This window comes from Mesorhizobium liriopis, assembly GCF_024053505.1.
Lineage (GTDB): Bacteria > Pseudomonadota > Alphaproteobacteria > Rhizobiales > Rhizobiaceae > Mesorhizobium_B > Mesorhizobium_B liriopis.
Window position 1 is genome coordinate 54532 of record NZ_JAMXQS010000003.1, and the last position, 19604, is coordinate 74135.

The 19604-nt window shown below is 62.3% G+C and carries 21 protein-coding genes and 2 pseudogenes; 5 read left to right on the plus strand and 18 right to left on the minus strand.

Translation table 11 applies throughout. The features are described 5' to 3' along the window. The 5 genes from sdhC to NGM99_RS06000 all read right to left on the minus strand — a co-directional run bounded on the left by sdhC (position 1) and on the right by NGM99_RS06000 (position 2886). On the minus strand, positions 1 to 342 hold the full coding sequence (gene sdhC, locus NGM99_RS05980) for a succinate dehydrogenase, cytochrome b556 subunit (RefSeq protein WP_252817073.1): 342 nt from the start codon (positions 340 to 342) through the stop codon (positions 1 to 3). Next, on the minus strand, positions 339 to 671 hold the full coding sequence (locus tag NGM99_RS05985; RefSeq protein WP_252817075.1) for a succinate dehydrogenase/fumarate reductase transmembrane subunit: 333 nt from the start codon (positions 669 to 671) through the stop codon (positions 339 to 341). The genes sdhC and NGM99_RS05985 overlap by 4 nt, the downstream gene beginning before the upstream one ends. Next, positions 665 to 1402, minus strand: coding sequence for a succinate dehydrogenase/fumarate reductase iron-sulfur subunit (locus NGM99_RS05990; RefSeq protein WP_252817078.1), 738 nt, complete (start codon positions 1400 to 1402; stop codon positions 665 to 667). The genes NGM99_RS05985 and NGM99_RS05990 overlap by 7 nt, the downstream gene beginning before the upstream one ends. A gap of 72 nt (positions 1403 to 1474) precedes the next feature. Then, positions 1475 to 2056: a biotin transporter BioY gene (locus NGM99_RS05995; protein WP_252817080.1), complete on the minus strand. Its 582-nt coding sequence runs from the start codon at positions 2054 to 2056 to the stop codon at positions 1475 to 1477. 65 nt (positions 2057 to 2121) lie between these two features. Beyond that, positions 2122 to 2886: an SDR family NAD(P)-dependent oxidoreductase gene (locus NGM99_RS06000; RefSeq protein ID WP_353937383.1), complete on the minus strand. Its 765-nt coding sequence runs from the start codon at positions 2884 to 2886 to the stop codon at positions 2122 to 2124. A 161-nt stretch (positions 2887 to 3047) separates the two neighbouring features. Here NGM99_RS06000 and NGM99_RS06005 point away from each other — a divergent pair, with 161 nt between their 5' ends. Continuing rightward, positions 3048 to 3980, plus strand: a complete 933-nt coding sequence (locus NGM99_RS06005) for a LysR family transcriptional regulator (RefSeq protein WP_252817084.1) — start codon at positions 3048 to 3050, stop codon at positions 3978 to 3980. Here NGM99_RS06005 and NGM99_RS06010 read toward each other — a convergent pair. The 11 genes from NGM99_RS06010 to NGM99_RS06060 form a co-directional block, all read right to left on the minus strand. Continuing rightward, on the minus strand, positions 3958 to 4941 hold the full coding sequence (locus tag NGM99_RS06010; protein ID WP_252817086.1) for an NAD(P)H-quinone oxidoreductase: 984 nt from the start codon (positions 4939 to 4941) through the stop codon (positions 3958 to 3960). The two genes, NGM99_RS06005 and NGM99_RS06010, sit on opposite strands and share 23 nt — an antisense overlap. A gap of 47 nt (positions 4942 to 4988) precedes the next feature. Further along, positions 4989 to 6335, minus strand: coding sequence for an acetyl-CoA carboxylase biotin carboxylase subunit (locus NGM99_RS06015; RefSeq protein ID WP_252817088.1), 1347 nt, complete (start codon positions 6333 to 6335; stop codon positions 4989 to 4991). Between the two features lie 72 nt (positions 6336 to 6407). Then, on the minus strand, positions 6408 to 7388 hold the full coding sequence (locus tag NGM99_RS06020; protein ID WP_252817090.1) for an NAD-dependent epimerase/dehydratase family protein: 981 nt from the start codon (positions 7386 to 7388) through the stop codon (positions 6408 to 6410). A gap of 9 nt (positions 7389 to 7397) precedes the next feature. Beyond that, a complete protein-coding gene (locus NGM99_RS06025) occupies positions 7398 to 8543 on the minus strand; it encodes a thiolase family protein (protein WP_252817091.1) in 1146 nt (381 codons plus the stop codon). A gap of 2 nt (positions 8544 to 8545) precedes the next feature. Then, positions 8546 to 8962, minus strand: coding sequence for a Zn-ribbon domain-containing OB-fold protein (locus tag NGM99_RS06030; RefSeq protein ID WP_252817093.1), 417 nt, complete (start codon positions 8960 to 8962; stop codon positions 8546 to 8548). Positions 8963 to 8971: 9 nt separating this feature from the next. Next, positions 8972 to 10186, minus strand: a complete 1215-nt coding sequence (locus tag NGM99_RS06035; RefSeq protein WP_252817094.1) for a CaiB/BaiF CoA transferase family protein — start codon at positions 10184 to 10186, stop codon at positions 8972 to 8974. A gap of 14 nt (positions 10187 to 10200) precedes the next feature. Next, a complete protein-coding gene (locus NGM99_RS06040; RefSeq protein WP_252817096.1) occupies positions 10201 to 11679 on the minus strand; it encodes a hypothetical protein in 1479 nt (492 codons plus the stop codon). Then, the gene (locus NGM99_RS06045) at positions 11679 to 12257 is read right to left on the minus strand and encodes an acetyl-CoA carboxylase biotin carboxyl carrier protein (RefSeq protein WP_252817098.1); all 579 of its coding nucleotides are present in this window, start codon (positions 12255 to 12257) and stop codon (positions 11679 to 11681) included. Before NGM99_RS06045 ends, NGM99_RS06040 begins: the two co-directional genes overlap by 1 nt. A gap of 28 nt (positions 12258 to 12285) precedes the next feature. Then, entirely contained in the window at positions 12286 to 13074 is a 789-nt protein-coding gene (locus tag NGM99_RS06050; RefSeq protein ID WP_252817100.1) for an ABC transporter permease, read from the minus strand. After that, positions 13071 to 13880 (minus strand): ABC transporter ATP-binding protein, encoded by an 810-nt coding sequence (locus NGM99_RS06055; protein WP_252817102.1) that lies wholly within the window; start codon positions 13878 to 13880, stop codon positions 13071 to 13073. Before NGM99_RS06055 ends, NGM99_RS06050 begins: the two co-directional genes overlap by 4 nt. 32 nt (positions 13881 to 13912) lie before the next feature. Continuing rightward, positions 13913 to 14752, minus strand: a complete 840-nt coding sequence (locus NGM99_RS06060; RefSeq protein ID WP_252817105.1) for an ABC transporter substrate-binding protein — start codon at positions 14750 to 14752, stop codon at positions 13913 to 13915. Between the two features lie 15 nt (positions 14753 to 14767). On the opposite strand from NGM99_RS06060, the gene NGM99_RS06065 reads away from it, so the two are divergent. The 4 genes and pseudogenes from NGM99_RS06065 (at position 14768) to NGM99_RS06075 (ending at position 18425) form a co-directional block, all read left to right on the plus strand. Further along, positions 14768 to 15958 carry an IclR family transcriptional regulator gene (locus NGM99_RS06065; RefSeq protein ID WP_252817107.1) on the plus strand — a complete coding sequence of 397 codons (1191 nt, stop codon included), beginning with the start codon at positions 14768 to 14770 and terminating at the stop codon, positions 15956 to 15958. Between the two features lie 529 nt (positions 15959 to 16487). Then, complete coding sequence (locus NGM99_RS06070) at positions 16488 to 17516, plus strand: YeiH family protein (RefSeq protein WP_252817109.1); 1029 nt, start codon at positions 16488 to 16490, stop codon at positions 17514 to 17516. Between the two features lie 12 nt (positions 17517 to 17528). After that, a pseudogene (locus tag NGM99_RS21715) lies at positions 17529 to 17699 on the plus strand (LysR family transcriptional regulator); the annotation flags it as partial. A gap of 39 nt (positions 17700 to 17738) precedes the next feature. After that, entirely contained in the window at positions 17739 to 18425 is a 687-nt protein-coding gene (locus NGM99_RS06075; protein WP_252817110.1) for a LysR substrate-binding domain-containing protein, read from the plus strand. A 95-nt stretch (positions 18426 to 18520) separates the two neighbouring features. Here the strand turns inward: NGM99_RS06075 and NGM99_RS06080 are convergent. After that, positions 18521 to 19096: pseudogene (locus tag NGM99_RS06080) on the minus strand (Y-family DNA polymerase); the annotation flags it as partial. Further along, positions 19093 to 19533, minus strand: a complete 441-nt coding sequence (locus NGM99_RS06085; protein ID WP_252817112.1) for a LexA family protein — start codon at positions 19531 to 19533, stop codon at positions 19093 to 19095. The pseudogene NGM99_RS06080 and the gene NGM99_RS06085, both read right to left, overlap by 4 nt. Positions 19534 to 19604: the final 71 nt, after the last annotated feature.

Consider the following 19604-nt stretch of genomic DNA (forward strand, 5'->3'; position numbering starts at 1 on the left):
CTACACCGCGCGCAGGACGAAGGATCCGGAAACGAAGAAGGCGAAAGCGATTGCCGCCGCGGTTATCGTCTTGCGCTTGCCCGACCAAGGCAGAAATTCAAGCGCGAGGAGCCGCACGCCGCCGAAGAAATGCACCGCCAGCAGGAAGACTAGCCCGCCCTCGGCGAGCTTGACGGTCAGATGATCCGTGAACCGCAGCAGCGCATCGGCGGTCTGCGGCTGGCTAATCACCATCGACAGCAGTAGGAAATGGAACGGCAGGAAGAGCGCCAGCGCGAGGCCTGAGACCCGATGCAGGAAATAGGCCAGCCAGAGTGGATGAGAGCGATGCGGCCGTATCATGCGAACGTCACCTCCAGAACGGCGCGCGCGCCCATGATAAGCAGCAGCGCTCCGATGAGCCATGTCGTCGCCTCGAGCCATTTCCCTTTCAGCGAGAACGTCTCGTGGATGATAACGCGCACGCCGATCGCCGCATGCACGGAGACCGCGGCGACGAAGGTTCCGTAGAACAGGAACCACGTGACGCTGCCCTTCGTGCGTCCGAGTATCTCTGCCGTCGTCAGGCCGCCCTGGATTGCGTAGATCATGACGGCGAGATGTCCGAAGACGAGCGGGATCATGATCATCGCGCTCAGGCGCTGGGCCATGTAGAGCCGCGCGTTCAACATTGCTTGCTTCCGCGCCTGAAGAACGACTTCGCGGTCTCCCGCTTCAGGCCTGCGATGGAGCCGAGCGGATCGAGGTCGTTTGGGCAGAACTTCGTGCAGCTGCCCTGCGTGTGGCAGTTGTGGCAGCCACCCGAACCCGACACCGCGTCGAGGACGGCCTGCTTGTCGACGACCTTCTCGTCGTTGAATAGGGTCCAGGCGCGCTGCAGCGCGGCAGGGCCGAGATAGTCCCGGTTGCTGGAAACCGTATCGCAGGCTGCGTAGCACACCGCGCAGTTGATGCACTCGATGCCATTGTCGGCCGCCTGTCGTTGGGCCGTGTCCGGCTTGACCTCTTGGATGGGCATGTCACGCGATCGGCTGGCCCGATGTACGCCACCCGCCTTCACCCATTTGTCGAAGAACGGATCCATGTCGGTCGCGAGGTCCTTGATGACCGGCAGGTTGCGGAGCGGTGCGATCTCGATCTGGTTGTCGCGCAACACCCGCTTCACATGTGTTCGACACGTCCAGCGGGGTTGCCCGTTGACCATCATGGCGCAGGAACCGCACATGCCGACACGGCAGGCGTAGCGATAGGACAGCGACGGGTCGGCCGCCTGCTGGATCCAAGTTACGACGTCGAGGACGGTCTGGTTGTCCTGCGCGGGAACCTCGAACGTCTCGAACTTGCCCGTCGAGCCCATGCCGCGCCAGACCGATATCATCATATTGGCACGAGCTTCGGTCACGACGCACTCCTCCTGCCTTCGCATGAGACGGATGGCAACCGAAGGCGCTGGCTAGGTGCTGGCCGAGCCATGTTACTTTCTCTTCCCGCGCATCACGGACCAGCTCACATAGAGAAGGCTACCCGCCAGCAGCGCCTTGACTAGGTCGCCGAGCACGAACGGATACAAACCGAGCGCCAGCAGCGTCTTGTCGAAGCCGATGACCGAGCCCAACCAGAGCAAGCCCGTGGGATAGATGCTGGCAGTAGACAGCAGGCCGGCGCCCATCGCCGTCAACATGCTGCGCCCCCATCCGCGCTGCGCAAGCAGGCCGGCAACTACGGCCTGGACCAGGAAGCCGATGATAAATCCGCCGGTCGGCCCAAGCAAATAGGCGATGCCGGCGCCCTGCATGGGCGTGCCGGCGAACACAGGCCAGCCTGCCAGCCCTTGGACGATATAGGCGAGGATTGCCGCACCGCCGCGCTTCGGACCGAGCGCGAAGCCAAGGCCGATGGCCACGAGCGTCTGCAGCGTGAGGGGAACGGGATCGAAGGGCACCGTCACGTGAGTCGCGGCGGCCATGAGAAGCGAGCCGCCCGCAACCAGGAGAACGTCGGTCGCAATGGTTTTGCTACTCGACCGCGATTGATGTGCTTCGAATAGGGCCGTCATATAGATCCTCCACTTCCTGCGCAGCACAGGCGACGCTTCGATTTTCTGCGCTTGACCTGCGACGCTCACTTGTCGCGCCAGTAGGCGCGCCCGTTCAGGCCGCCGTCGATGACCAGCAATTGTCCAGTGATGTACATGGCGCCCTCGCCCGCGAGGAACACGACGGCGTCGGCCACGTCCCGAGGGGTTCCCAGGCGGCCGACCGGGACCATGCGCGCCAGTTCGCCGAGGGTGTCGCCAGCCATGCTGTCGAGAAGCGGCGTATGGATAGGTCCTGGTGCAATGCCGTTGGCCGTGATGCCCGCTCCGGCGAATTCCTGAGCGGCGGATTGCATCAGGCCGATCAACCCGGCCTTAGAGGCGCCATAGGCTGCCATGTTGCGCGCGCCGCGCGTCGCCAGGACGGACGACGTGAGAACGATCGAACGCGCGCCCTGCGTTTCAAGCATGAGAGGCACGAACGCCTTGATCGTGTTGAAGCTGCCGGTCAGGTTTACATCGATGACGGATTTCCACAGTTCTTCCGAAGTCTCCAAGATCGTCCCGCCGGGGCCGATACCCGCGTTGACGATCAGCGCGTGCAGGCCCCCAAAGCGCTTCTTCACTTCACCTGCTGCGGCGGCGATCTCGGACGGGTTGCAGATGTCCGCAGGCAGCGACATCAGGCGGTCGGCATATTGCTCCAGGCCGTCGAGCGCCGGCGCCTGTTTGTCGACCATAGCAACCGAATATCCTGCCTCGAGAAAACGGCGGACGGCCGCACTTCCGATACCCCCTCCGGCTCCCGTAAGGACTGCGATTCGGCTGGACGATTCAGGCTGCAACTTCAATTCCTCGGCTGGCTACGAACGCACAGCCGCTTCCGTGTGCGCAATGCTTGGTCGGAGTGCAGTTGGAAACTAGGCCAGATTTATCTTGAAAAGAAACGAAAAATATCAAAGGTATGATTTATCAATATTCATACTACGTGGCGTTTATGTCGATACGAGATGTGAAGACTCTGCTGGCTGTCGTCGAAGCCGGATCTTTTGCCGGTGGCGCGACCGCGGTCCGCAGGACGCAGTCGGCGGTAACCGTCCAGATCAGGTCTCTCGAGGCGGAACTGGGCATAGAACTGTTCGACCGCAGCAAGCGACCGCCGGTGCTGAACGAGGCCGGACGACGCTTCATGAGCAAGGCGACCGAGGCCGTGCAGGCTTATGACCGGCTGTTCTACGGCAACGACGAGGTGCCGGTCGAAGGCAACCTCGCGCTTGGCGTCGTACCGAGCGTGATAACCGGTATGATGCCGAAGGCGCTGGTGGCCATGCGGGCGAACTATCCGCATCTCCATGTCCAGCTCTCGATGGGTCATTCCGCTGAGCTGGTGACTCGAGTCAGGCAAGGCAGCCTCGACGCGGCGATTGTTAGCGATCTGGTGGAAGGAAGCGCGGGCGTCGAGTGGCACCCGTTCCTGCGCGAGCCGCTCATCTGCATCGCGCCCCCCGATGCACCGCTTCGCAAGGCGGAGGAACTCATCACGACGATGCCGTTCATCCGCTACACCCGGCATGCTTGGGTCGGTGAACTGATCGACGCCTTCCTGAAGCGCAGACGCTTGCAGGTCTCCGAAATGATGGTCCTGGATACGCTGGAAGCGGTCACCACGATGGTCCATCACGGCCTCGGCGTGTCCATCATCCCGCAGCGCCGGCTGATCGATCCCAACGCGCTCGCGGTGAGGCAGCTCGCCTTTTCGGGCACGGCGACATACCGAACGGTCGGGCTGGTCCACCTGCCCGACAACGAGCGGGTCACGCTGGCGGAAACGCTGCTGGAGGAGTTGCGCAAGCTGACCTCCGGCTTCGACCTCGACGGTCCTTCTCGCAGAAGTCACCCTGAGCTGACCAGACCGGGGCCGGTCAATCGTGGACCTTCAGCATGATCTTCCCGATGTGCCGGCTGGTCTCCATGAGCTCATGCGCCTTGGCCACCTCGCCCAGATCGAAGACGCTATGTACTAGCGGACGGATTTCGCCCGCCGCAAGCCTAGGCCAGACGGCCTCGCGAACCTTCGAGACGAGACGCGCCTTCTCCTTGTCGGAGCGGGCGCGCAGCGTCGAGCCGGTCAGGACCTGGCGGCGCATCATCATATGCGTGAGGTTCAACGTGACGGTGCTCCCCTGCAGGAAGGCGATCGACACGTGCCGGCCTTCGACCGCCAGCGCACGCAGGTTGCGCATGACATAGTCGCCGCCGACCATATCGAGAATGACGTCGGCGCCGCGCCCGTCGGTCAGCGACTTCACAACCTCGACGAAATCCTCGCGCCTGTAGTTTATCGCTCGCTCTGCGCCGAGCATCGCGCAGGCCATGCACTTCTCGTCGGAGCCGGCGGTCGCGAAGACGCGCGTGTTTTGCGACCTGGCGATCTGGATCGCCATAGTTCCGATGCCGCTCGACCCTCCATGGACGAGGAGGCTCTCTCCTTGCTTCAGCGCTCCGGCCTCGATCACGTTCGCCCACACGGTCAGAACCGTTTCCGGCACAGCGGCAGCCGTCAGCATGTCGAAGCCGTCGGGGATGGGCAGACAATGCGCTGCAGGCGTCACGCAATATTCCGCGTAGCCACCGCCCGGGAGCAGCGCACACACGAGGTCGCCCACCTTCCAGTTATCGACGCCCTCGCCGACCGCGGTGATCTCGCCTGCGCCCTCCAGCCCTAGGATCGACGTCGAGCCCGGCGGTGGCGGATAGGAACCTGCGCGCTGCAACACATCGGGGCGGTTGACGCCTACGGCATGCAGGCGGATCAACACCTCGCCCGGCCGAGGCTCAGGTATCGCCGCAGATTCCAGTTGTAGGACTTCCGGGCCACCCGGACCAGTGGCCGCCACCCTGCGCATCGTTCCCGTGGAACTCGGAGCTGCGCCTTGCGTGCCTCCGGTCCCAGTCAATGCGCCGCGTTCCGTTCGTCCAGCCAGCGGGTGTGGATGGACGCTTCCTGGAATGCCGGGTTCTTCAGCAGCTCGCGATGGAACGACAGCGTCGTCGGAATGCCAGCGACCTGAAAATCATCCAACGCCCGGCGCGACCTTTCAAGCACTTCCTTGCGGTCGCGACCGCCGACCAGCAACTTGGCGATCATGGAATCGTAGTGCGGCGGGACTTCGTATCCCTCGTAGACGTGACTATCGAGCCGGACATTCTTGCCTCCTGGCGCGCGCCAGCGGATGATTCGGCCCGGACCGGGCGCGAAGCCGCGCACCGGATCCTCGGCGCAGATGCGCCACTCGATCGCGGCGCGGTCGGGAAGCGTCTTCATCTGGTCGAAGGAGATTTGCTCGCCGGCGGCGACGCGCAACTGTTCCACCACGAGGTCGAGGCCGGTCAGCAGTTCGGTGACCGGGTGCTCGACCTGGATGCGCGTGTTCATTTCGATGAAAAAGAATTTCTGGGTCGCTACGTCGAAGATGAACTCGATCGTGCCGGCGTTGCGGTATTCGATCTTCTCGATCATCGCGAGCGCCGCATCGGTCATCTCGCGGCGGACCTTGTCGCTCATCAGCGGTGACGGAGCTTCCTCGACCAGCTTCTGGTGGCGGCGCTGAACGCTGCAATCGCGCTCCCAGAGATGCCTATAGTTGCCGTGGCTGTCGCCGAAGACCTGCACCTCGATGTGCCTGACATTCTCGAAGAAGCGCTCAATGTAGATCTCGCCGTTACCGAAGGCCGACAGGGCCTCGGCAGACGCCTGCTCGAACATCGACTTGAAGTCCGTGATGTCGCGGACGACCCGCATGCCTCGCCCGCCGCCGCCCGCGCTGGCCTTCAGCAGCAGCGGGAAATCCATTTCCTTCGCATATGGCAACGCGGCCTCGGCCGACACGAAACCGTCCTTGCTGCCGGGCACGACCGGCACGCCGAGCGCCTGCGCGGTTCGCCTCGCCGAGGCCTTGTCGCCCATCGTCGCGATCACTTCAGGCGATGGCCCGACGAATATCAGGCCGGCCTCGATGCATGCCTTGGCGAAGCTCTCGCGCTCGGAAAGGAATCCGTAGCCCGGATAAACCGCGTCGCAGCCGGTCGATCGCGCGACCTCGATCAAGAGGTCGGCGAGCAGGTAGCTGCCGGACGGAGATGCCGCGCCGATGCAAACGGCGTGATCGGCGGCCCACACATGCGGCGAAGCAGCGTCCGCCCGCGAATAGACGGCGACGCTTTCGAGCCCGGCCTTTCGACACGCGCGCACGGCACGCAGGGCGATCTCTCCGCGATTGGCAATCAGAACTCTTTTCATGGAAACTCCCACGTCGCCCACAGGCGAAGCCACTGCATGTTGATCCAGGGCGCGTTCGCGCCACAATTGTCGTCAGGCTGCGGACAGATTTCCGGACCCACCGATTTCCTCGATCTCCGCTGAGATCGCCTCTCGCAGCGAGCGATGGTGTCTCGCATAGCCGACGACCTTGCTAACTCCCTCGTCGAGGACCTGCGGCACCGAACCGAACAACTCGTCCGCGTTGCCGTCCTCGATCTCGAAGCGGGAGCCCGGAAGCTGGGCAGCGACTTCGTCGCAGAAGGACCGCATCGTCGCGTAGTCGCCCGCCAGGTTGAAGAACCGTCCGCCGGCAAGCACATTCGTCTCGACGGAAGCCAGCGCGACGAACGCGCCGACGACATCGTCGATATGGATTGCTTGGAAGGCTGCCCTGCCGTTCGGGATCGAAACAATCTGCCCGCTCGCCGCGGTGGCCACGACATTCGCCAGTGCCTTGGCGCGGCCGTTTTTCCGGCTGGCGCCAACGACCGCTCCCGGCCGCAATCCCGTGATCGTTATGCCGTGCTCACGCGCATAGAAGCCGGCCAGAAGCTCCATGTAGACCTTGCCAGCGCCGTAGACGGCGACGCCCTTGGCGCCCAGCAGCGCGGCGTCGTCGCCGAGCGGCAGGTCATCTGCTTTGTAGTCCGAGCGGCTGCCGAAGACGGTGACCGAGCTCGCGAGGATCACACGACCGATGCCCACCTCGCTGCAGGCCTGCAGGAGGCCGGTGCCGCCCACCGCATTGATGCGCGCAGCAGCGACGGGTTCGCGGTTTGCTTCCTCGCCCATGAGATAGGCGAGGTGATAGACGATGTCGGCGCCGTCGACCGCAGCGCGGACCGCACCAGCGTCGGCAATATCGGCTTCCACGCACCGCAGCTTCGTCGGGTCGGCAGCCATGTGCGCGAGGTGCAGATCCACGGCCGTCACGTGTGCGCCGGCTTCAAGCAGCGACCGAACGAGCCGGCCACCGATGGCGCCTCCGGCGCCAGTGACGACAACCCTACTGGATTTCAGCGCGTCCGTCATCGCTGTACGCTACGCCGACAGGACGTGAACGGTGCAGGCGCCGTTGTCGACGCCCCAGATGCCGCCGCCGGTGCAGTGAGCGAAGCCCACCTTGGCGCCCTCGACCTGACGCTCGCCCACGCGACCTTGGAGATGCCACATGATTTCGACGATCTGGGCGACGCCCGTCGCGCCCAGCGGATGGCCGCGACACAAAAGTCCGCCGCTTGGATTTACCGGAATGCGGCCGCCGATGCTTGTTGCGCCCGACATCAGGAGCTCCAATCCCTCGCCTGGCTGGCAGAAGCCGAGGGCCTCGTAATAGATCACTTCGGCGATCGCCGCCGCGTCATGGACTTCGGCGAGATCGACGTCTTCCGGACCTATACCTGCCATCTCATAGGCCGCCTGCGCCGCGCCGATGGAAATGTCGGGCACCGTCAGGTCGCGATAGCCCTGCGCGAACTTTCCGCTGCGCACAACCGAACCCGAGACCTGGACGGCTTTCCTGTCGCTGCTCGCCCCTGGCTTGGCCGAAACGATAACTGCCGCCGCCCCGTCGGCATTGGGGCACATCTGCAAGAGAGTGATCGGGTCGGAGACGGGCCTGGAGGCCAGCACTTCGGCGGCCGTGCAGGGATCGCGGAACTGCGCGAACGGATTCGTCACAGCGTGCCTGCGGTTCTTGACGGTGACTTCCGCGACCTGCTCAATGCTGCCGCCGTGCTTGTGGAGATAGGCGCGGGTCCGCATGGCGTAGAGTGCCGGCATGGTCAGGCCCTGCGCGATTTCAGGATCACCCGTGTCGAGGGCGAGAGGCCCCTTACCGCGCGCGCTCAACTGTTCCACGCCGACCACCAGCGCTGTTTCGACCTGGCCCGCGGCAACGGCGAGGCATGCCTGCGACAGCGCGGTGCCACCGCTCGAACAGGCGTTCTCGACGTTGTAGATCGGCATGCCGGTCATGCCGAGGTCCTTGAGCACGCGCTGGCCGCCTAGGCTGCCTTGGAACACGCTGCCTACGTAAGCGGCCTCGATTGCGTTGCGCTTCAGGGCGGCGTCATTCAGCGCCCCGATCACGGCGCTCTGCGCCATCGCTTCGGACGACCGTTCAGGAAACTTCCCGAAAGGCGTCATGGCGCCGCCGAGGAGGAAGACATTCTGTTGCCCGTACACGCTCAATTCTCCTTCCCGGTGGCATTGGCGGCAGGCAGGAAGACGAAGCTCTCCCTGACCGAGCCGTCGGCTTCAGTCGCAATGGCCGCGTGGCCGATGTCCATCGCCATACCCGACTGTAGCTCTGTCGCTTCCCAACCCATAATCTGCCCTAGCACTCGAACGTCGCCGGGGAGATCGACGTAGCCGACTGCGTAAGGCACCTTGAAACCCTTTGGAGCGATGTGGACGACCGAATAGGAATAGAGTTTGCCGGGCCCGGCGACGCGGACGTCCTTCATCCGGTTGTCGCTGCCGCATTCGGTGCAGAACGTCCGCTTGGGCACGAAACGGCGCCCGCATTCGAGGCATTCGCAGCCCGACAGTGTTGTTGCCGGTTCGGCGTCGATGCTCGAAGCCTTCAACTGACTGGTTTGCATCGTTGCCTCCTACGCCACTGCCTTGGACGATTTTAAGGTCGAGATGCGCTCGGCGGAGTAGCCGAGCGTCCGCTCGAGGATTTCGTCCGTGTGTTCGCCGAGCATCGGCGCGGACGCCGTCGGCACCTCTGGCATATCGGACAGCCGGACCGGAGCGCGCGCGAGTGTCAGCTTACCGACATGCGGATCCTCGACCTCGACCAGTGCGTGGCGGGCCTTGAGGTGCTCGCACTTCACGAGGTCGCGTCCAGTCTGGACCTTGCCTGCCGGCACGCCGAAACCGTCGAGCGTGGTCACCACGTCGTCGGCGGTTCGCGCGGCCATCCACTCCTCGACCCAGGGCTCCCACTCCGCGGTGTTGGCGGCGCGCATGCGGCCCGTCGCCGTCGACGGGTTCGTTATCCAGTCCTCGCGCCCGAGCGCCTTGCAGAAACGCGCCCAGATAAATTCGTTGGGTGTAATGAGCGCGACGAAGCCGTCGCTGACCGCGAAGGTGCGATAGGGCGCCTGGTACCTGTCGCGGCCGCGCGTCAGAATCTCGCCCGCGAACGTGTAGAGCATGACGCTCTTCTCGTTTAGGCCGACGAGGCTGTCGTACATCGCCGCGTCGATGAACTGGCCGGTGCCGGTCTTCTCGCGCATGTAGAGCGCAAGCAGGACCTGGTATCCGGCCATGACGCCGGTAAACAGGTCGCCCAGCGCCACCGGGCTGACGGCGGGTGGACCGTCCTCTTCGCCGAAGAGATTGGTGATGCCGGACATGGCCTGAATCACGGGATCGAACGCCGGCAGTCCTGAAAACGCGCCTTCGAGTTCCTTTGTGCGTCCATAACCGCTGATCGCGGCATAGATCAGCCGCGGGTTGATCCTGCGCAGATCCTCGTAGCCGAGCCCGAGCTTTTCGACCGAGCCGGGCTTCAGGTTTTCCACGACAACGTCAGCGCCGCGGATGAGGTCGCGATAGACCTCCCGGCCTTCCGGCGTCTGGATATCGAGCGTCAGGCTCTTCTTGTTGCGGTTGTAGGTGACGAAGCCACCATACACGGTCTCGCCATCCTTGCCCTTCAGGGCAGGCTGGTAGTCGCGTCGGGGATCGCCGCTGCCAGGACGCTCGATCTTGATGACCTCGGCACCGCAATCGGCCAGCCACATCGTGCAGAATGGCGCAGCTATGTATTGCTCGAGCGCGACGACGCGCACCCCGCTCAACGGGTACTTCTTCATAGCCATTTACCTTTTCACATGTGCTGGCTGTAGCTAATCGTGCCGCTCTGCATGGACAGCCTGCTCACATCAGTCCGCTTCGCCATCTCCTGCATGAGCCCCATCAGCGGCGGCGGAACGTCGCCCTGCCGCGTGGCCTTGCGCTGGGCGCGGTATTTCTGGATCACCGTCTTGCTGTTGAAGAGTTCCAGTAGGAAATCCTCGTCTGATGCGAATGGGCCCTGCTCCGCTTTGAAGTCGGCCACCATCTCGCGGCCGAAAACCGCCGTCGCGTCGATAGGCGTGTCGTTGCCGACGACCCGGTCGAGGATGTTCTGGTCGATGGTGCCGGGCGACCTTCCGTAGTGGCCGCGCATATAGAGGCGAAGTTCTTCAGGAACGGTGTGGTAACGCTTGCCTTCGAGGACGTTGAAGGTTGCCTGAACAGTCACCAGCTGGGAGAACGGCGTTACCATGACGGGAAAGCCCATCTCCTCGCGGACGCGGCCGGTCTCCTCTAGAACTTCCGGCAACCGGTCGATGAGGTTTAGCCCCTTCAGCTGGCTGACGAGGTGTGACATCATTCCGCCTGGCACCTGATGGTGCGCGAAGATCCGGAAGTTCTCGGCATCCGGCGTCACCGACCGGCTGAACGGACGCCCCTCCTGGTAGGCCACCCAGAGGAAATGGTCGTCGACGCGGCGCAGCAGCCGGTCGTCGAGACTGGTGTCGAAACCGCGTTCCGACACCATCGGCACCAAGTCGCGGGTCGCCGGCAGCGATTCCCCGTAGGAGACCGGACGAGACGCGCTAAAGAAGCCGTCGACGCCGGTACCGAGCGCGGCGGAATAGCAGTCGAGAGAAAGTCCCGTCGCATCGTGGCCGGAGAACTCCAAAAGCGTGTTGGGCAATGCGCCGCGCAGCGCCGAAAAATTCTCCCGCGCGGTCTTTCCGGTGAGCAGGCCGCTCGCATCTCCGAAGACGATCCCGTCGGCGCCGGCCGCGATGAACTCACGGCTCTTCTCGACGAAATGTTCGGGCGTGTGCGCGGGGCTCAGCGAATAGGTGACGTATCCAAGCACGCCCATGCCGAGCTTCTTGGCGCAGCGGACGTGGAACTCGACGTTGCTTGTGTCGTTCAGCGCGTCGAAGATGAGCACCCAGTCGACGCCGATGTTCTTCAGCGTGCGCATAAAGAGTTCGACGACGTCGTCCGAATACCGTTTCCACCCGAAGAGATTGCGGCCGCGCACCAAAACGATCGTGTCAGTCTTCTTGATGCGCTTGCGCAGAAGGTGGAGACGCTCCCAGGGGTCTTCGAAGAGATAGACCACCGCGGTCTCGAACGCCGAACCGCTGATCAGGTTTATGCGGTCGAAGCCGCAATCGTCTAGGATCGGCGCGGCGTCAAGCATCGAAGCTGTGCGCATGCGGTTTGCCCAGACCGATTGCGGACCGTCACGGAAGGTCTCGTCTGTGAACCGGATGCGGGGCCGTGCAGCTGGGGCGTTCATCACGCATTGTCCCCTGCTGGTGCGTCAAGATGGAACAGCGTCTGGTCGAACTGGACCAGATCTTCGTTATCCACGCAGATCTCGCTGATCACGCCGCGGCTACCGGCACGGATGTTGTTCATGACCTTCATCACTTCGATGATGCCGACGACGGTATCCGCCTCGACTTCCGTCCCGACTTCCACGAAGGACGGCTCGCCGGGCGCAGGCGCCCGGTAGAAGATGCCCGCGATTGGCGACCGCACGGAGACGGCGTTAACGGCGTTGTCCTGCGCCGGCTTGGCGGCGGGCTTGCGCGAGGGCCACGGTTCCGGGACCGGCGATGCGACGGGTGCTGCGGCTTTTGGCTGTAGCGCAACCGACTGCACCTCGCCGTCGGAAGCGCCATCGCGTTCGACTTCGACCTTCAGGTCGCCGATCGCCAGCGACAGCTTGCGCACGTTCGGTGTGCTGTCGACCAGCCGCAATATTTCCAGCACATCCGCGTAGCTAAACTCGTAGCTGATCTTGTTGCCGTCACCCGCCTGCACGGCGACAGCCTCGCTCAATCCGTCCCAGCTTGTGGCAGCGTCGCTCATATCGATTGCCTTCCTTGTATGTATCCGCTCACTGCCAACGCAGGAGGCGCTTTTCGACGATGTTCATGACTTCGATTAGAACCGTTCCGAGGATCGCCAGGATCAGGAGCACGCTGAACATGCCGCTGATCTGGAAGCTTCCGGCAAGGAACGACAGGAGCTGGCCTAGCCCGTGTTCAGCCGCGATAATCTCGCCGCCGATCACGCCTAGCAGCGCGTAAATCAAGCCGAGCCTCAGGCCGGAGAAGATGGTAGGCACCGCACTCGGCAGCGTCACGCGCATGAATATCTGACGCTTGCTAGCACCCATGGTGCGCGACAGCGTCAGATGGTCGGCGCTCGTGCTTCGTATGCCGGCGACCGCGCTGCTTAGCACTATGAAATATGTGAGGCTGGCGCCGAGCGCGACCTTCGACCAGATGCCGAGGCCGAACCACAACAGGAACAGCGGAGCAAGCGCGATGCGCGGAAGCGCGTTCAGCGCGGAAAAGAACGGCCCGCTAAACCGCTCGAACAGCGGCCAGGTGATGAAGATTAGGGCGGTGGCGATGCCCGCGACGCTGCCGATGGCAAACGCCAAGAACGTGCTGCCCAGCGTCCAGACGAGATCCCTGATGATGCTGTAGTCGACGAACAGGCCGTTCCAGAGGAACTTCGCGATCTGGGACGGAACACCGATGAACAGCGGATCCACGATCCTGTTACGCGCGACATACTCCCAGCCGAGGAAGAAGAAGGCTAGGAACACGATCCGGGCGACCACCAGCGCGATCGTTTCAAAGCGTTCGAAGTTCGGGACGGTCGACGGATTGCTCACGACTTCAACCCCATTTCCAGTTGCTCCCACACCTGGGCATAGAGTCTGTGGTAGGCAGGGTCCTTTTGCAGCGCGGACACGGAGCGCGGGCGCGGCAGGTCGATAGGTATGTCGGCGATGACGCGTCCGGGCCGGCTGCTCATGACTATGACGCGGTCCGACAGCGTGATGGCTTCGGCTAGGTCATGCGTGATGAAGACGACGTTGCGCCGCTCCTTCATCCACAACGACAACAGCACTTCCTCGAGCTGCAGCTTGGTCTGGGCGTCGAGCGCGCCGAACGGCTCGTCCATCAACAGCAGCGGCGATTCCAGGCAGAAGGTGCGGGCGAGCGCGACGCGCTGGCGCATGCCATGCGAAAGCGCTTTCGGATAGCTCTCCTCGAACCCCTTCAGCCCCACGGCCTCCAGCAGTTCGCGCGCGCGGCTCTTCCGCTTGGCGCGATCCATGCCCCTGATCTCCGCGCCGAACTCAGCGTTCCGCTCGGCCGTCAGCCAAGGAAACAGGCAGTCTCGCGCCAGCATGTAGGCGACGTCGTGCCTGCCCGCTTTCGGCGGCTTGCCGAAGATCGAGAGCGTGCCGGTCTGCACCTTGATTAGGCCGGCGAGAAGATTGAGCACCGTCGTCTTACCGCAACCGGACGGCCCGACGATCGACACGAACTCACCGGGAGCAAATGTCAACGAGACATTCGACGCGGCATGGACGCTCTCGCCGAAGCGATGATCGAGACCGTCGATCACGATGCGGTCGGACGAAGTGGCCGCCGCATTCGCTGAGTTTAGAGTTTCGGAAACGATGCTCATCGTGCTTCTGGCGACAGCTTGCGCGTTGACGCTCACGGAGTCGGAGCCTTCCTGTAGACGAAGGATTCCGGATCGACGGGATCCGTGATCAGGCCGGCGTTTATGAGATAGTCCGAGAAGGCCTTGACCGCGCCGCGGTCGATCGAGACGCCGTAAAGAGGCGCCCCCCTCCTGACCAGTTCCTCGAGGATCTTGTCGGCATCGGCGATGTCGGCGCCGAGCTGGAACCGCTTCTTCACGAGTTCGAGCAGTTCGACTTGGTTCGCCGGATCGTTCACCCACGCCGTCGCTTCCGTCATTGCCTGAATGAAGGCATCGATGACGACGGGGTTTTTCTCGATGAAGTTACGCCGCGCGGCATAGGTCTCGAATGCGCCGTTGAGCGCGCTGATCTCAGCCGGGCCCTCCCCTCTCGCGAAGTCTAGGAGGTCAACACACGTATCCTGCACCAGGCAGATCGTGCGGAAGGGTTCGAACATCATCCCGGCGTCGATCTGGCCCGACAGCATCGAACCGTAGGCGGTGCCCGGACCGCCTACGGCGACATAGGTCACGTCGTCAGCCGACATCTTCGCACCCGTCAGCACTGCGCGGGTCTGGAGTTCGGTGCCCGAACCGCGAGCCGTGACCCCGACCTTGAGGCCCTTGAGGTCCTGAACGGACGTCGGGAAGCCCTTTTCCTTGTTCGGAAGCGGGACGCCCTTCTTCACGCTGAGCGTGTAGATGTTATCCGGCGAGTGACCGACGATCAGCTGCACGTCGTTGCCGCGCGACGCGGCCTGCATCGTCACTTCGGTGGAAGCGAAGGTGACGTCTAGGCTGCCGGCGACGAGCGCCTGCAGGCCTACCGGTCCGCTCGGGATCTTCACCATTTCGCACTTCAGGCCATGCGCTTCGCAGAAGCCTTTGTCCGCGGCGACCCACTGGGTGAAATGAATAACCGCTCCTGGATATTCTTGGATGCGGACCGTCTCGCCATTCGCGACGATCTTGTCCTGTGCTTGCGCTGCAGAAGCTGTGAAAAGGCCCGCGGCAACCATAGCCCCGAGAATGCCGGCAAGCGCACGGCATCGCTTGATAGTGATCATACGTCTCTCCTCCAAGCTGCGTTTGATCAGGGTCGGGACAACTCCTGGCGCCCGTATCTTGCTAACCGTAACGAAACACGGGAGCACAAACTGAGCAATACTTTTATTGTTTTTTGCGTTATAATTTGTATTTTGTGGAATAAATCTTTCATTTTTTTCCGGGACGCCATGACAAGAATTGAGAGGAAGAAGGCAGGACGGTCGCCTGAAGGCCGATCCGACGACAGTGCGCTGGGTAGGGGACTGGCGATACTAGAGGTGCTGGCGGCAGCGATGCAGCCGATGACGCTGCACGAGATTGCAGAAGCCGTGCATCTCACCGCCAGCACGGTGCACCGGATCCTGCAGACCCTCTGCGATACGAACCACGCGCAGCGGGACGCTAGCGGCAAGCGCTACCATGCCTCGGCAAAGACGCTGAGCCCTTTGACAATGTATCATCCGCTCCAGATTCTGCGCCGTGATGCCATGGAACCGCTTAGGCAGTTGAGGGCCAAGACCGATCTCACCTCGTCCCTGGTGGTTTTCGTCAGCAACGAGCGTCTCGTACTGGAAGTGTCTGGCGTATCCGGAGTGCTGACCCCCTACTATGGAACTTGCCTGACCAACCCGCTGCACGTTGCCGTTTCAGGCAAGATCATGCTGCTGCACATGGCCCCTGCGAGGCGCCACAACCTTTTGGGGGAAGGCCCATACGAAGCGCTAACGCCCAATACGATCACGAACCCAGCAAACTTTGACAGCGAATTGGAGCAGATCAGGGTGCGCGGTTTCTCGACAAACTTGGACGAAAATTTCGTCGGATTGTCCGCCATCGGCGCGGCGTTAGTATGCCAGCCGGGACAATTGATCGGCTGCATCATGCTCGCGGGATCGAGCAGGGAGTTCAACGAAGAGAAAATTGAGGAATGGGGGCGCGCCCTCAAGGACCAGGCTAGTCTGATTTCCTTCTCCCCCGGTGCACGCGCGCTTTGTAACTTATTTGGCTAGGACACATGATGTGGCTATCTCGTCGCCCGTCGGCAATGCAACAAGCACGAGATGGGAGCGACTATCACCCAGCCACTGCCTCTAGGCAGGACAACGAACCCAAAGCTACTGCGAATTTGGATTTCTGGTACGCCCACGGGAAATCTCTATTCGCGACGCTGGTCGGACTAGCCGCCTCAACGTTAAGAGCGACTAGTTAGTTGAGCCAGATCGTCACCGGCGCGCTCCTCGAAGGATTTCTAACAAGTCTGTCTTCAGTCTCCTAAATTTCGTTCTTGTTACTTCGGAATGTTAAATAGGAGGACCGACCGAAGCCCCCCCCTAACAATCGATTAGACGCCACTCCCAGCTCTGACGGTCGGCCGTCTGGATATGATTATTGCATAAGAGAGGCACGTCTAATCCTCCCTTCGTACTTGGCATCTAATTTGACGATTGTTCGAAATCCGCGAATGATTTGTCCGGATTTTTTAATTGGACGGAAGTTTTCACCTCGGGCTACGCGAAAGGTGTAACTTGGATTTCGACGTTGAGCTCTATCGAATACCAACCGTCCTCCAGCCCCAAGATTGGTTTTTTACGCTACGTCTCGGGCGTGACGCTGGTGGCGATCGTGGCAGCAGCAGCGTTCGGGCTACGACAGGTACCGGGCATGAGCAATTTCAGCCCGATGATCACGGCGATCTTCCTCGGAATGTTGTTTGCGAACTTCGTCGCGGTCCCGCTCAATGCGATGCCAGGCGTGAAGCTGATGGGCAAGGGAATGCTGCGCCTCGCCGTCGCTCTGCTCGGCTTCCAGCTGACGCTGGCGCAAGTGTTCGCGGTCGGTCTCTCGGGAATGCTGGTCCTCGCGGCAATCGTCGCCAGCACTTACTTCTTCACACTTCTCGGCGCGCGGCTGCTTGGGGTGGACATGTCTCTCGCCCGCCTTATAGGCGCGGGAACGGCAATCTGCGGCGCTTCCGCGGTCGCGGCGGCCGATTCGATCCGCTCCGGGCCAGACGAAGACGTCGCCTACGCGATCGGCTGCGTCACGCTGTTCGGAACCATATCGATGCTACTCTATCCGGTCACCGGGGCTTCTCTGCGGCTCGAGCCGGGTCAGTTCGGCTTCTGGGCGGGTTCGTCGATACATGAGGTCGCGCAGGTCGTCGCAACCGGGTTCCAGTACGGAGCAGAAGCAGGCGAGACCAGTGTCGTCGTCAAGCTGTCGCGCGTGTTGCTTCTTGCGCCGCTGTTGATTGGAATGGCCGCTCTGTCGAAGGGTGGTTCGGGTCAGAGCGCCAAATCATTGTCCTTCACGCAAATATTCCCCGTCTTCGTCATCGCATTCATCGCGGCGATGCTGGCCTCCAGCCTCGACATTGTACCGGATGGTATTCACACGCTGTTGGTACAGGTCACGCCGATCCTGCTGACCGCATCGCTCGGCGCGCTGGGTCTCTGCACGACTTTCCAGTCGATCCGCGCACGTGGACTGCGACCGCTAGTGCTTGCAGGATCCGCAACGTTGTTTATTGCTGTGGTGGGCCTACTGTCCAGTCAGGCGCTCGGATAAAACAGAAGGCAGATGACGCTCGAGCAACTCAGGATCTTTGTCGCGGTTGCCGAGCACCAGCATGTTACAAACGCCGCTGCCGAACTGAATCTGACGCAGTCATCGGTTTCGAGCGCGATATCGGCCCTCGAAGCGCGCCATGCCGTCACTTTGTTCAATCGCGTCGGGCGGCGCATCGAGCTGAGCCCCGAAGGCGTTGCATTCGTGGCGTCAGCCCGCGCGGTGCTGGCCGCAAGCCGCAATGCCGAGGCGACGCTGGCCGACTTGAGCGGCCTGCGCGCTGGATGTCTTTCCATATTCGCCAGCCAAACCATCGCCAGCTTCTGGCTGCCAAGCCGGATAGTCGCGTACAACGAGGCTTATCCGTCCGTGAAGCTCGACTTGCAGACCGGCAACACCGCGGAGAGCGTGCATGCAGTGCTCAGTGGCAAGGTCGACATCGGCCTGATCGAAGGCAACGCGCACGAGCCTGGCCTTCACCAGCAGGTCATCGACCGCGACGATATGATCGTGGTGGTCGGCAAGCGGCATCCTTGGGCCGCGAACCCGCCGAAACTGCCGAAGGAGTTGCACAAGACGCGTTGGGCAATGCGTGAGGCGGGATCTGGCACAAGATCCACTTTCGAGGCAGCGCTGCGCACCATGGGCCGCGATCCGCACGATCTCGACATCGCCTTCGAACTGCCGTCGAATGAGGCGCTATGCGCAGCCGTCGCGGAGAGCACTCTGGCCACCATCGTGTCAATATCGGTGGCACGCAGCGGGATCGAAAGCGGAGCGCTGGTTGCCATGTCGCTCGACATTGGCGGCCGCGAGTTTCGACTAATCATGCATGAAGACCGCGCGGTGAGCAGGGCCGCGAGAGCGCTTCTGGATATGATCGGCTCTAAGTCGATCGCACGGAAGTAGACACCGGTAGTCCGAAAGAAGATCTCGCTTGCGGAGATCGATCCTCCTGCGACCCCTCTCGCGACCGTGGCATCACCTGAGTGCGTTCACAGCGCGCCGATGCCCCAGACTTCCTCAAGCTTCACCTTGCGCATCCAGCGGTCGCGCTCTGCTTCGTCGGTGAGGTCGCAGACGCCGCCAAGCTCGGGGTTCTTCTTCGCGATATGGTTGGCAAGCTTGGCCAAGGTCTTTGTGGGTCCAATGCCGACACAGGTCGGGATGCCGGTCCATCGGCCGACGGTTGAGCGCATGTCGCGGGCAAGCTCAGCCCTTGTCTTCGGTGCCACGTCCGTCAGATCGAGAAAGCTCTCATCAATCGAGTAGATCTCCACGCGTGGGGCAAACAGGCGGTAGACCTCGTTCACCCGGTTCGACATCGAGCCATAGAGCGCGTAGTTCGATGAGAAGACCCGCACCCCGTTGGCGCGGCAGAGGTCGCGCATCATGAACCAGGGCTCGCCCATCTTGATGCCCAGCGCCTTGGCCTCTGCCGTGCGGGCAATGGCGCAGCCGTCATTGTTGGAGAGCACGATGACGGGCACATGGTTCAGCTTGTGATCGAACACCCGCTCGCAGGAGCAGTAGAAGCTGTTGCCGTCAGACAGTGCATAGGAGCGGGGAAACGCGCTCATGCGCGTGGGATGTGCAGACAGTAGGTGACAACGCCCCAGACCTGGATATCGGCATTCTCATGCATGGGCCAGGCTGGCATGTCCTTGTTGGCGAACTCGAGCTGGCCGTTGCGGCGGAACACCTTCAAACTGACTTCGCCATTGACCGAGACGGCCACCACGTCACCATCCTTGGGCGAGAGGCTACGATCGATCAGAACGACATCGCCGTCGAAGATGCCGGCGTCGCGCATGGAGTGGCCCTGCACCCGCCACATGAAGGTTGCGGCACGGTTGGTGACGAGGATCTTCTGCAGATCGATGTCGTCTTCGATCCAGTCATCAGCAGGCGAGGGAAAGCCCGCACAGATGGTCGTTGCCACACGGGGGAGGATGATCGAGCCCTCGGCAACTGGGCCGAGATAATCCATGCGGACAGAGGAATGAATCAAATGCATGGACAGTGAACATACCCGGAACGCGAGAGGCGTCTAGACGGGCATAGGATAAAATTCACAGCCGATGCTTG